Genomic DNA, 12,128 nt, shown 5'->3' with positions numbered 1-12,128 from the left:
CGGCGTCTATAGCGCGTTTTCGCGGCGCTGGGTATGGGGCGGACGGACGCGTTCTCCGCAGCCGTGGAACGGGACGATCGTCTCATGCCCGCGGCCGGTGCAGTTTGGGCCTGGCCACGAAAAATCGAAATCAGCCCTTGACCTTCCAGTTACTGGAAGCACTACCTCCGCCGCAACATCGAAATACAGGGGCTTTCGGCATGACGCATTCGGATCACCATCATCACGCCCATGGCAGCTGCTGCTCGGCAAAAGGCGCCTCCTCTGCTGCGGACGCCGTCGTCCGCGATCCGGTCTGCGGCATGACCGTCGATCCGGCTGCCGGCAAGCCGACGGCCGAGCATGACGGCCATCGCTATCATTTCTGCAGCGAGAGCTGCCGCGCGAAATTCGTCGCCGAGCCGGAAAAATACCTGACCGCAACCGATCCCGTCTGCGGCATGAGCGTCGATCGCGCCACGGCCAAGCACTTTTTGCGGCACGAGGGCCGGGGCTTCTATTTCTGCTCGGCCGCTTGCCAGGCGAAGTTCGAAGCCGAGCCGGCAAAATATCTCGGCGACAGGCCGGCGCCGCAGCCGATGCCGAAAGGCACGCAATACACCTGCCCGATGCATCCGGAAATCATCCGCGACAAGCCCGGCTCCTGCCCGATCTGCGGCATGGCGCTGGAGCCGATGGGCGTGCCGACCGGCGACGAGGGGCCTAACCCGGAACTGGTCGACTTCACCAGGCGCTTTTGGGTGAGCGCGGTGCTGTCCGTGCCGTTGCTGGTCATCGCCATGGCGCCGATGCTCGGCCTGACGTTCCAGGCCTTCATCGACGACCGCGCGAAGGTCTGGCTGGAGCTGGCGCTGGCCAGCCCGGTGGTGCTGTGGGCGGCATTCCCGTTCTTCCATCGCGGCTGGAACTCGGTGCTCAACCGCAGCCCCAATATGTGGACGCTGATTTCGCTCGGCGTCGGTGCCGCCTATCTCTACAGCGTCGTCGCCACGCTGTTTCCAGGCCTCTTTCCGCACCAGTTCCGCGGCCATGACGGCACCGTGCCGGTCTATTTCGAGGCGGCGGCGGTGATCGTCGCGCTGGTGTTCCTTGGCCAGGTGCTGGAATTGCGCGCCCGCGAGAAAACCGGCTCGGCGATCCGCGCGCTGCTCGACCTGGCGCCGAAGACGGCGCGGCTGATCGGCGCGGACGGTTCCGAAAACGACGTGCCGCTCGATACGGTCAAGGCCGGCGACCGCTTGCGCATCCGCCCAGGCGACGCCGTGCCGGTCGACGGCATTGTGCTCGAAGGACGCTCTTCCATCGATGAATCGATGATCACAGGCGAGCCGCTGCCGGTCGAGAAGACCGAAGGCGACAACCTCACCGGCGGCACGCTCAACAAGAACGGTTCGCTGATCATGCGCGCCGAAAAGATCGGCGCCGAGACGACGCTGGCGCGCATCGTCGAGCTGGTCGCCAAGGCGCAGCGTTCACGCGCGCCGATTCAGGGGTTGGCCGACCGCGTCTCGTTCTACTTCGTCCCGGCCGTCGTGCTGGTCGCGATCATAGCGTTTGTCGCCTGGGCGATCGTCGGACCGGAACCCAGCCTGGTGTTTGCCATCGTCTCGGCGGTCTCGGTGCTGATCATCGCCTGTCCGTGCGCGCTCGGCCTTGCCACGCCAATGTCGATCATGACCGCCACCGGGCGCGGCGCGCATGCCGGCGTGCTGATCAAGGAAGCGGCGGCGCTCGAGCGCTTTGCCTCGGTTGATACGCTGATCGTCGACAAGACGGGAACGCTGACCGAAGGCCGGCCGCGGCTGACCGACGTCGTCGCTTTCGAAGGGATGGCGCAAGACGATCTGCTGGCGCTCGCCGCCGGGCTGGAAAAAGGCTCGGAGCATCCGCTGGCCGAGGCGATCGTCGACGGCGCCCGCGAACGCGGGGTGAATATCCCGGATGCCGGCGGTTTCGAGGCCGTCACCGGCAAGGGTGTTTCCGGCACGGTTTCGGGACAGAAGGTGGCGCTCGGCAATGCCGCAATGATGGCCGATCTCGGCATCGACACGGCTTCGGTCCTGGCCAGCGCCGAGGCGCTGCAGGCCGATGGCAAGACCGTGATGTTCGTCGCTGTCGCAGGCAAGCTCGCCGGTCTCGTCGCCGTTGCCGACCCGATCAAGGCGACCACCGCCGAGGCGATCAAGGCGCTGCATGACAGCGGGCTGAAGATCGTCATGGCGACCGGCGACAATGAGCGCACCGCCAAGGCCATCGCAGCCAAGCTCGGCATCGACGCGGTGCGTGCCGGGCTCTTGCCCGAACAGAAGAACGCGCTGGTCGAGGAATTGCGCGCCGGCGGTGCCGGCGTTGCCATGGCCGGCGACGGGGTCAACGATGCGCCCGCACTGGCCGCCGCCGATGTCGGCATCGCCATGGGCACAGGCGCCGATGTTGCGGTCGAAAGTGCGGGAATTACGCTGGTCAAGGGCGATCTCAACGGCATCGTCAGGGCGAGGACGCTGGCCCGCGCGACGATCCGCAACATCCGCCAGAACCTGTTTTTCGCTTTCCTCTACAATGTGCTTGGCGTGCCGGTTGCTGCCGGCGTGCTTTATCCGCTCACCGGCACGCTGCTGTCGCCGATGCTCGCGGCGGCGGCGATGAGCCTGTCTTCGGTTTCGGTGATCGCCAACGCATTGCGGCTCAGGACGTTGAAACTCTGAGTAAAACTTCCAGATAGACCCTGTTCAAAAAAGGAGACGATGAATGACCTTGGCCAAGAAGATCGTGCTGCTGATGATGGCGGCGGGAATGCTGCTTGCTGTTTTCCTCGAAAGCGTTCCGGCACAAGCCGAGGAGATGAAGCACGACATGGGCGCAATGGGCGCGCAGAGCCCCTCGACCGAGGGCTACAAGGCGGCGATGGACAAGATGCATACCGACATGATGGCAATCGAATATTCCGGCAATGCCGATGTCGATTTCGCCCGCGGCATGATCCCGCATCACCAGGCGGCCATCGACATGGCCAAGATCGAGCTCGCCAATGGCAAGGATCCGGAAATCCGCAAGCTGGCGGAAGCAGTGATCGCCGCGCAGCAAGCCGAGATCAAGCAGATGCAGGACTGGCTCGCCGCCCATCCGGTGAAGTAGCGGTTCACGCTGTCGGGGAATCCAGGCGAGAGGCTTCACCTGGATTTCTGCTTCACCTGGATTTCCCTTGGCGGCTATGGTGCTATCCGGGCCTCGGACTGGAGCATGCCATGCCATCGACGATAAGAACGACCACCCTGCCCTGCGGCGAAGCCGTGCCGGTGCTCGGCCAGGGCACCTGGAAGATGGGCGAAGACGGCCGCCGCCGTGGCGACGAGGCCAATGCCCTGAAGCTCGGGCTGGATCTCGGCATGACGCTGATCGACACCGCCGAAATGTATGCCAGCGGCGGCGCCGAGGAGGTGGTGGCGGAGGCCATCGCCGGGCGCCGCGACGAGGTCTTCCTGGTGTCCAAGGTGCTGCCGTCCAATGCCTCACGCGCCGGCGTGAAACGGGCCTGCGAGAACAGCCTGAGGCATCTCGCCACCGACCGAATCGATCTTTATCTGCTGCATTGGCCGGGCAGCGTGCCTTTGACGGAAACGGTAGAGGCGTTCGAAGCGTTGAAGGCAGCCGGCAAGATCCGCCACTGGGGCGTCAGCAATTTCGATACCGGCGAGATGGAGGAGCTGGTCCGGTTGCCGGCCGGCGGCAACGTCCAGACCAACCAGGTGCTCTACAATCTGTCGCAGCGCGGCGTCGAGTTCGACCTCGCCCCGTGGAGCCGGCAACGCGGCATGCCGCTGATGGCCTATTCGCCGGTCGATCAGGGGGTATTGGCGCGCAACGCCAGATTAGATGCCATCGCCGCCCGCCACGGTGCGACGCCGGCGCAGATCGCGCTTGCCTGGGTGATGGCGCAGGACGGCGTCATCGCCATTCCGAAGGCCAGCCGCCCGGAGCATATCCGGCAGAATGTCGCGGCGTTGGACATCGCGCTCACGAGCGAAGATTTCGCCGAAATTGACCGCGCTTTTCCGCCGCCGAGGCGGAAGTCGGGCCTGGCGATGATTTGAGGGGTGGGGCGGAAGGCAAGCCAAAGCAGCGTTCCGTCACAGAGGGGGGTGCCGTAGAGCGCTATCAGACGAGCACTACTTCCCAGCCATCCCCTTCAGCCTGTACAGCGCCTCCAGCGCCTCCCTTGGCGTCATCTCGTCGGGATTGATCTCCGCTAGCGCCAAACCCAGCCCATCACTCTTCGCCGGCTTGGGCGCCTCCCGCTGCGCCGCCACGGAAAACAGCGGCAGGTCGTCGACCAGGCGGTTGGCCTTGCCCGAAACCTCGCCGGCTTCAAGCTGGTGCAGCACTTCCTTGGCCCGGCCGACGACGGCCTCTGGCAGGCCGGCCAGCCGCGCTACCTGGACGCCGTAGGAACGGTCGGCGGCACCCTTGCCGACCTCGTGCAAGAAGACCACGTCGCCCTCCCATTCCTTGACCCGCATGGTGACGTTGGAGAGCCGCGGCAGTTTTCCGGCCAGCGCCGTCATCTCGTGGAAATGCGTGGCGAAAATCGCCCGGCAGCGGTTTTTCTCGTGCAGATATTCGACCGCCGCCCATGCGATCGACAGGCCGTCGAAAGTGGCGGTGCCGCGGCCGATCTCGTCGAGGATGACCAGTGCGCGTTCGCCTGCCTGGTTGAGGATCGCCGCCGTCTCGACCATCTCGACCATGAAGGTGGAGCGGCCGCGCGCCAGATCGTCGGAGGCGCCGACCCGCGAAAACAGCCGGTCGACGACGCCGATATGGGCTGATGCCGCCGGCACGAAGGAGCCGGTCTGGGCGAGGATGGCGATCAGCGCGTTTTGCCTGAGGAAGGTCGATTTGCCGCCCATATTGGGGCCGGTCAGCAGCCAGATCGCGCCGGCCTTGGCATCGCCTTGCGGCGACAGATCGCAATCATTGGCGACGAACGGGCCTTCGCCGGAACGCCGCAGCGCCTGTTCGACCACCGGATGACGTCCACCCGAAATCTCGAAGGCAAGGCTTGCATCGACCAGCGGCCGGCACCAGGCCTCGCTCTCGGAAAGCAAGGCAAGTGCGGTCGAAACGTCGAGCACGGCGAGCGCTTCGGCGCCGGCGCGGATCGTGTCGGCCTGGCCGACGACTTCCGCCGTCAGCGCCTCGAAAGCGGCAAGCTCGATCGCCAGCGCCCGGTCGGCGGCGTTGGCGATCTTGGTTTCCAGTTCGGCGAGTTCCGTGGTGGTGAAGCGCATGGCGTTGGCCATGGTCTGGCGATGGATGAAGCGCGCCTTGGCGCCGTCGCTGCCGGTCATCAGCGCATGATGATTGGCGGTGACTTCGATATAGTAGCCCAGCACATTGTTGTGCCTGATCTTCAGCGAGCGGATGCCGGTCTCGTCGATCAGCGAACGCTCCAGCCCGGCGATCACCTTTCGCGACTCGTCGCGCAGTGCCCGCATCTCGTCGAGTTCGGCGTGGTAGCCGCCGCGGACGAAGCCGCCGTCGCGCCTGAGCAACGGCAGCTCGTCGCTGAGCGCCTGTGCCAGATGCGTCGCCAGTTCACTGGGCAGTGCCTTGATAGCTCCCAACGCCGCGGTCAGTTCGGCCGGCAATGCGGTTTGGCCGAACAGTTCGGCGATGGCGCCGGCCGCTTCGAAACCGGCGCGCAGCGCGCCGAGGTCGCGCGGGCCGCCGCGGTTGAGCGCCAGCCTGGACAGCGCGCGCGGCATGTCGGCAACGCTCTTCAGGCTCGCCCGCACTGCCTGGCAAAGGCGCGTCTCGGAGCGGAAGAACGACACCGAGTCCAGCCTTGCAGCGATGGCCGCCGGGTCGGTCAGCGGCGCCATCAAGCGGTCGGCGAGCAGCCTTGCACCGCCGCCGGTCACCGTGCGGTCGATCGCCTTGAACAGCGACCCGTCGCGGCTGCCGGACAGCGTGCGCAGCAGTTCCAGATTGGCGCGCGTCGCCGGGTCGATGAACAGCGTCGAGCCCTGCTCCTCGCGCTGCGGCCGCGACAGCGGCGGCCGCTCGGCTTTCTGCGTCTTCTCGACATAGGCGATGACGCCTGAGATCGCCGACAGTTCGGCGCGCGAAAACGTGCCGAAACTATCCGGCGTCGCCACCTCGAAGAAGCGGGCGATGCGGCCGGCGGCCGAAGCCGAATCGAACAGCGACGGCGGCTGCGGGCTGGCGACGCGGCCGAGCACGTCGAACACCGGTTTCAGCTCCGGGTCGTAAAACACCGGTTCGGCGACGATCAGCTCGCGCGGATCGACGCGGAAGACATCGGCGAGCAGCCGGTCGGCGGTTGTCTCGGCGACGCGGAAGACACCGGTCGAGATCTCGATCCAGGCTAGGGCGAAAGCGTGATCGCTGCTGCCGCCCTTGACCCGTCCCAGCGCCATCAGAAAACTCGATTCCGACGGCGCCAGCAACTTGTCCTCGGTGATGGTGCCTGGGGTGACCAGCCGCACCACGTCGCGGCGCACCACCGATTTGCCGCCGCGCTTCTTCGCCTCGGCCGGATCCTCGATCTGCTCGCAGACGGCGACGCGGAACCCCTGGCCGATCAGCTTCTGCAGATAATCGTCGGCGGCATGCACCGGTACGCCGCACATCGGGATGTCGAGCCCCTGGTGCCTGCCGCGCTTGGTCAGCACGATGCCGAGCGCCCGGCTTGCCTTCTCGGCATCGTCGAAGAACAGCTCGTAGAAATCGCCCATGCGGTAGAACAGCAGCGAATCCGGGTTCGCCGCCTTGATCTCGATATACTGCTCCATCATCGGCGTCGCCGGCGCGAAGGCCGGCGTGGCGTTGTCGCTTCGAATGGGCGTCTCGTCGTTCAAGAAGCTGCTTCCAAAATTTTGCAAGCCATGCTTGGCGGTTTACAGCGGCGAAGTGTAGCCTTAATCCCGAACCTTCCACAAAAGAAAGCATGCGCACCCATCTCAAGCGGTGCCGTACGGGCGAGGAAACCGAAAGTACCATGGCCAAGAAAACCGAAAGCAACGGGCCCTCCGTCAGCGCCCAGGAGGCATTGGAATTCCATGCCATGGGCCGCCCCGGCAAGCTGGAGATCGTCGCCACAAAACCAATGGCGACGCAGCGCGATCTCAGCCTTGCCTATTCGCCGGGCGTCGCTGTGCCGGTTCTCGCCATCGCCGAGGACCCGAGCCGCGCCTTCGACTACACGGTTCGCGGCAACATGGTCGCCGTCATCTCCAACGGCACCGCCATCCTCGGCCTCGGCAATCTCGGCGCGCTGGCCTCGAAGCCGGTAATGGAAGGCAAGGCGGTGCTGTTCAAGCGCTTCGCCGATGTCGATTCCATCGACCTCGAGGTCGATACCGAGGATGCCGACGAATTCATCAACTGCGTGCGCTTTCTCGGCCCCTCCTTCGGCGGCATCAACCTCGAGGACATCAAGGCGCCGGAGTGCTTCATCATCGAGCAGCGGCTGCGCGAGCTGATGGACATCCCGGTCTTCCATGACGACCAGCACGGCACCGCCATCATCTCGGCCGCCGGCCTGATCAACGCGCTGGAAATCACCGGCCGCGACATGAAGACCACGAAAATGGTCTGCAACGGCGCCGGTGCTGCCGGCATCGCCTGCATCGAATTGATGAAGGCGATGGGCTTTGCGCCTGAGAATATCATCCTTTGCGACACCAAGGGCGTCGTCTTCCAGGGCCGCACCGAAGGCATGAACCAGTGGAAATCGGCGCACGCCGTGAAAACCGGCGCGCGCTCGCTGGCCGAGGCGCTGGACGGCGCCGACGTGTTCCTCGGCCTCTCGGCCAAAGGCACGCTGACCACCAAAATGGTGCAGTCGATGGCCAAGAACCCGATCATCTTCGCTATGGCCAATCCCGACCCCGAGATCACGCCGGAGGAAGTCGCCGAGATCCGCACCGACGCCATCATGGCGACGGGACGGTCCGACTATCCCAACCAGGTCAACAATGTGCTTGGCTTCCCCTACATCTTCCGCGGCGCGCTCGATGTGCGGGCGACCACCATCAACGACGATATGAAGATCGCCGCGGCCAAAGCGCTCGCCGAACTGGCGCGCCAGGACGTGCCCGACGACGTCGCCGCCGCCTATCAGGGCATGCGGCCGAAATTCGGCCCCAACTACATCATTCCGGTGCCGTTCGACCCGCGCCTGATCTCGGCCATCCCGATCGCCGTCGCCAAGGCGGCGATGGACTCCGGCGTCGCGCGCAAGCCGATCCTCGATCTCGACCGCTACGCGCAGGAGCTTTCCGCCCGCCGCGACCCGATCGCCTCGACGCTGCAGCGCATCTACGACCGCGTCCGCCGCCAGCCCAAGCGCATCGTCTTTGCCGAGGGCGAGGAGGAGCAGGTGATGCGCGCCGCCGTCTCCTATGTGAACCAGCGGCTCGGCACCGCCATCCTGCTCGGCCGCGACGACATTATCAAGGAAAACGCCAGGAATGCCGGCATCGATCTCGGCAAGCAAGGCATCGAGATCATCAATGCGCGGCTGTCGCGGCGCAACTCGGTCTACACCGACTATCTCTACGAGCGCATGCAGCGCAAGGGCTTCCTGTTCCGCGACTGCCAGCGGCTGATCAACAACGACCGCAACCATTTCGCCGCCTGCATGGTGGCGCTGGGCGATGCCGACGGCATCGTCACCGGCGTCACCCGCAACTATTCGACGGCGCTCGACGATATCCGCCGCGTCATCGACGCAAGGCCCGGCCACTGCGTCATCGGCGTGTCGATCGTGCTGGCGCGGGGTCGCACCGTCCTCGTTGCCGACACCGCGGTGCACGACATGCCGGATGCCGTCGAGATCGCCGACATCGCCGAGGAGGCCGCCGGTTTCGCCCGCCGCATGGGCTACGAGCCGAGGCTCGCCATGCTCGCCTATTCAACCTTCGGCCATCCGCAGGGCGAGCGTTCCGAGCGCGTCCAGGAAGCGGTGCGCATCCTCGACAAGCGCCGCGTCGATTTCGAGTATGACGGCGAGATGGCCGCCGACGTGGCGCTCAACGCCCGCGCCATGGCGCAGTATCCGTTCATCAGGCTGACCGGCCCCGCCAATGTGCTGATCATGCCGGCCTTCCACTCGGCCTCGATCTCGACCAAGATGCTGCAGGAGCTCGGCGGCTCGACCGTCATCGGCCCGCTGCTGGTCGGCCTGAACAAGCCGGTTCAGATCGTCTCGCTCAATGCCAAGGATTCAGACATCGTCAACATGGCGGCGATCGCGGCGTATAGCGCGGGAGCGTAAGATCTCATTCCTACAGTTGGATTGAAGGCGAGTAGAAGATATCGCTGTCTCGTCGCACATGCCCGGACTGCTTTGAAGTATTTTGAGGAATACAACTGTCGAAGTAGTAATTTGGACCAGATTGGGGTTACATAATATATGGAGCCGGGCGACAAACGACACTACTTCAACGACAGCCCAATCGAGACGGCTGATGACGACAGTTACGGCGTCGCGGGATTCGCGGATTCGATCACTAAGAGTATTGTTAGGATGCAGAGGCCGGTAGGAGCGACCATCGCGCTCAACGGCCCTTGGGGGTCGGGGAAAAGCAGCGCAGTCAACCTTATCCGATCAGCGTTGCGCAAGGCCGGCGACGACAAGCTGGTCGTGACCGATTTCAAATGCTGGTGGTATCGAGGTGAGGAAGCGCTTGCCTTAGCCTTTCTGCAAAGCCTGCATGGTACGTTGAAAACAACTCTCGGCGACAAGGTCAAAGACCTTATTCCGAACATCACCCAACGATTGTTGCAAGCTGGGCCGGTCATCGGCGCGGCGGTCTCGCTCGCAAGCGGGGCTCCGTTAACGGCGTTGTTTACTGGAGGTTCGAAGTTCGCCAGCACGTTCTTCCCGCAGGGAGAAACGCTTGAAAAAACTTTCCGCAAGCTTGCGAAGGTTTTGGAGGAAGAAGACCGTCGATTTCTTGTGATTATCGATGATATTGATCGTCTCAGCCCAGATGAGGCTATAGCGATATTCAGATTGGTTAAGTCCGTAGGTCGTCTGCCGAATGTGATGTATCTGTTAGTGTTCGACCGAGACCTCGCCGAAAGAGTAGTGGCGCAGAGGTTTCCGTCCGAGGGACCGCATTTTCTGGAGAAAATCGTGCAGGCGGCGTTTGAGATTCCGGCGCCACTGCAGGTAGATCTGAACGAGGCCGTCTTAGGCTCTATTCAAGAGATATGCGGCAATCCAGAGGAAAAGCAAATCGTTCGGATCATGAATCTATTCTATGACGTGGTTGCACCGTACATCACCACGCCTCGCCATGTGGCGCGATATCAAAACGCGATAAGTGTCACTTGGCCCGCCATCGAGGGCGAGGTGAGTATTGCCGATTTTATCGCGCTCGAAGCGCTTCGGCTGTACGAACCAAGACTATTTAAAGCAATCAGAACGCGTAAGGCCGAGGTATGCGGGACGAAGGAGGGGGGAGGAGGGAAACAAGATCTCGAAGGTCAACTTAAGTCGTTGGTGGAAGACATACCGAAAGACCGCCGAGACTTGGCCAACACGGCGCTGCAACGGCTGTTTCCAAGGCTTGAATCGATGGGATATGGCAGCGATTGGGTCGCTGAATGGGATTCGGAGCGACGCGTGTGCGTCGATGCACATTTCGACACATATTTTCGACTTACGCTTAGCGAGGAGTCTCTCTCGACGAAAGAAATCGGAAGATTGGTCGAAAGTGCCGACAATGCAGAACTCGTCAAAAATACGCTACGGCAAGCGGGGAAGACATCTCGACGAGGGGGCAAATCCATGGTGCCCGTCTATCTTGATGAATTGACCACGCATGCTGCACGTGTCGAGAAAACCAAAGTCGAACCATTCTTGAAGGCGCTGTTCGAGATTCATGATGAAATCGATCTAGAGCAGGACGCTAGCCGGGGATTCGGTGAGATCGGCAATACTCGCTTTCGATATCACTGGTTGATACGTCGCCTTACGCGACGGCGATTTTCGCTTGAAGAACGTAATGCTCTCTACCTTGCGGCACTGGAACCGGCGGCTCTCGGCTGGTTAGTCGACTTTGTCAGTCCGGCACGTGACGATTATAAGGAAAACCGCCAAGAGGGACCAACCCGCGAAGAGGACTGTTTAGTGCAAAAGGCAGCGCTTGCTCCCCTAACCACGCGGGCGCTTGACGCGATTCGCGTCGCAGCAACGGATGGCTCGCTGCTGCGACACAAGGATCTAATTTACATCCTCTATCGCTGGCGGGACTTCCTAAATGGCGATTCCGCTGAAGTGCTGGCGTGGACGAATGCCCGGATGTCAGAGGATACCAGCCTTGTAATTCTCGCGCGGGAGCTCACTGGCCGTTCCTGGTCAATGGGGATGGGCGGTTTTGGAAGCCTTGGAGACCGCGTCTCGAAATCGAACGTCACCGCGCAAATCAGCGATGATTCCGACATCATCGATGCCAAAGTCTTCCGTAGCGCACTTGAACATCTTGTGGCCGAGGCGAAGCCGAATAAGGAAGATCTGGAGATCGTTCAAACGCTACTTGACGCGTGGGATCGCAAGCGAGCAGGCAAAGACGATCTTTCTGATCGCTAGCTGTGCGGACGAGAAGGCGCAGAGCCTTAGCGGAGAGCAGCTTGACAAGTGATCCGCGCAGCAGGGGAGGATGGAAAGTCGGGGCAGCCGCATCACCTGCTTGTGCCAGCCGATCCCCAAGACAAGCCATTCCCGGAACCGCTTGATGCCGGCCCCGGTTGCCCAGTCTCTGCTGCAGGCAATAGCATCCGTCGCTCTTGCCTTCCTATCGGGGGGAGGTAAGAGCTATTCTAAATCAGCCCGGCCTGCTCGGCCTCGCGGCGCAGATTCTGCCGTGGCCTTGGGCCTATCTGCTGGATGACCAGCCCGGCCGCCAGCGAGCCGAGATCGCCGCACTGCTTCAGGCTGCGGCCTTGCGTGTAGCCGTAGAGGAAGCCGGCGGCGTAGAGGTCGCCGGCGCCTGTGGTGTCGACCAGCTCGCGGATCCTGGTCGCATTGATGGTCACGGTCTCGTCGCCGCGCACGATCACCGAGCCCTTTTCCGAGCGGGTGACGGCGGCGATCT

The 12,128-nt window shown here is 63.1% G+C and carries 7 protein-coding genes; 5 read left to right on the top strand and 2 right to left on the bottom strand.

The window, feature by feature from the left end; all coding sequences use genetic code 11:
- Window positions 1-200: 200 nt before the first annotated feature.
- The 3 genes from NKJ91_RS07505 to NKJ91_RS07495 all read left to right on the top strand — a co-directional run bounded on the left by NKJ91_RS07505 (window position 201) and on the right by NKJ91_RS07495 (window position 4,091).
- On the top strand, window positions 201-2,705 hold the full coding sequence (locus NKJ91_RS07505) for a heavy metal translocating P-type ATPase (RefSeq protein ID WP_352455041.1): 2,505 nt from the start codon (window positions 201-203) through the stop codon (window positions 2,703-2,705).
- A 43-nt stretch (window positions 2,706-2,748) separates the two neighbouring features.
- A complete protein-coding gene (gene copM / locus NKJ91_RS07500) occupies window positions 2,749-3,135 on the top strand; it encodes a CopM family metallochaperone (RefSeq protein WP_352455040.1) in 387 nt (128 codons plus the stop codon).
- A gap of 110 nt (window positions 3,136-3,245) precedes the next feature.
- A complete protein-coding gene (locus NKJ91_RS07495; RefSeq protein WP_352455039.1) occupies window positions 3,246-4,091 on the top strand; it encodes an aldo/keto reductase in 846 nt (281 codons plus the stop codon).
- A gap of 75 nt (window positions 4,092-4,166) precedes the next feature.
- Here NKJ91_RS07495 and mutS read toward each other — a convergent pair whose 3' ends face one another.
- Window positions 4,167-6,818 (bottom strand): DNA mismatch repair protein MutS, encoded by a 2,652-nt coding sequence (gene mutS / locus NKJ91_RS07490; RefSeq protein ID WP_352455151.1) that lies wholly within the window; start codon window positions 6,816-6,818, stop codon window positions 4,167-4,169.
- A 203-nt stretch (window positions 6,819-7,021) separates the two neighbouring features.
- Between mutS and NKJ91_RS07485 the strand changes: the two genes are divergently transcribed.
- Both NKJ91_RS07485 and NKJ91_RS07480 read left to right on the top strand, forming a co-directional pair.
- The gene (locus NKJ91_RS07485) at window positions 7,022-9,301 is read left to right on the top strand and encodes an NADP-dependent malic enzyme (protein WP_352448507.1); all 2,280 of its coding nucleotides are present in this window, start codon (window positions 7,022-7,024) and stop codon (window positions 9,299-9,301) included.
- A gap of 138 nt (window positions 9,302-9,439) precedes the next feature.
- Window positions 9,440-11,623 (top strand): KAP family P-loop NTPase fold protein, encoded by a 2,184-nt coding sequence (locus NKJ91_RS07480; RefSeq protein WP_352455038.1) that lies wholly within the window; start codon window positions 9,440-9,442, stop codon window positions 11,621-11,623.
- A 230-nt stretch (window positions 11,624-11,853) separates the two neighbouring features.
- On the opposite strand, the gene NKJ91_RS07475 is transcribed toward NKJ91_RS07480, so the two are convergent.
- Window positions 11,854-12,128, bottom strand: a 275-nt coding sequence (locus NKJ91_RS07475; protein WP_352455037.1) for a PfkB family carbohydrate kinase, incomplete at its 5' end; no start/stop codon positions are given.

The sequence above is a fragment of the Mesorhizobium sp. M0040 genome, from assembly GCF_040323505.1.
Lineage (GTDB): Bacteria > Pseudomonadota > Alphaproteobacteria > Rhizobiales > Rhizobiaceae > Mesorhizobium.
Note: the sequence above shows the minus strand (reverse complement) of the source record. Positions and strands in the feature narration are given on the sequence as shown.

Excerpts from the sequence above, each read along its gene's own strand:
- NKJ91_RS07505 (WP_352455041.1), top strand. The coding sequence starts at position 201 with ATGACGCATTCGGATCACCATCATCACGCCCATGGCAGCTGCTGCTCG.
- copM (WP_352455040.1), top strand. The coding sequence starts at position 2,749 with ATGACCTTGGCCAAGAAGATCGTGCTGCTGATGATGGCGGCGGGAATG.
- NKJ91_RS07495 (WP_352455039.1), top strand. The coding sequence starts at position 3,246 with ATGCCATCGACGATAAGAACGACCACCCTGCCCTGCGGCGAAGCCGTG.
- mutS (WP_352455151.1), bottom strand. The coding sequence starts at position 6,818 with ATGATGGAGCAGTATATCGAGATCAAGGCGGCGAACCCGGATTCGCTG.
- NKJ91_RS07485 (WP_352448507.1), top strand. The coding sequence starts at position 7,022 with ATGGCCAAGAAAACCGAAAGCAACGGGCCCTCCGTCAGCGCCCAGGAG.
- NKJ91_RS07480 (WP_352455038.1), top strand. The coding sequence starts at position 9,440 with ATGGAGCCGGGCGACAAACGACACTACTTCAACGACAGCCCAATCGAG.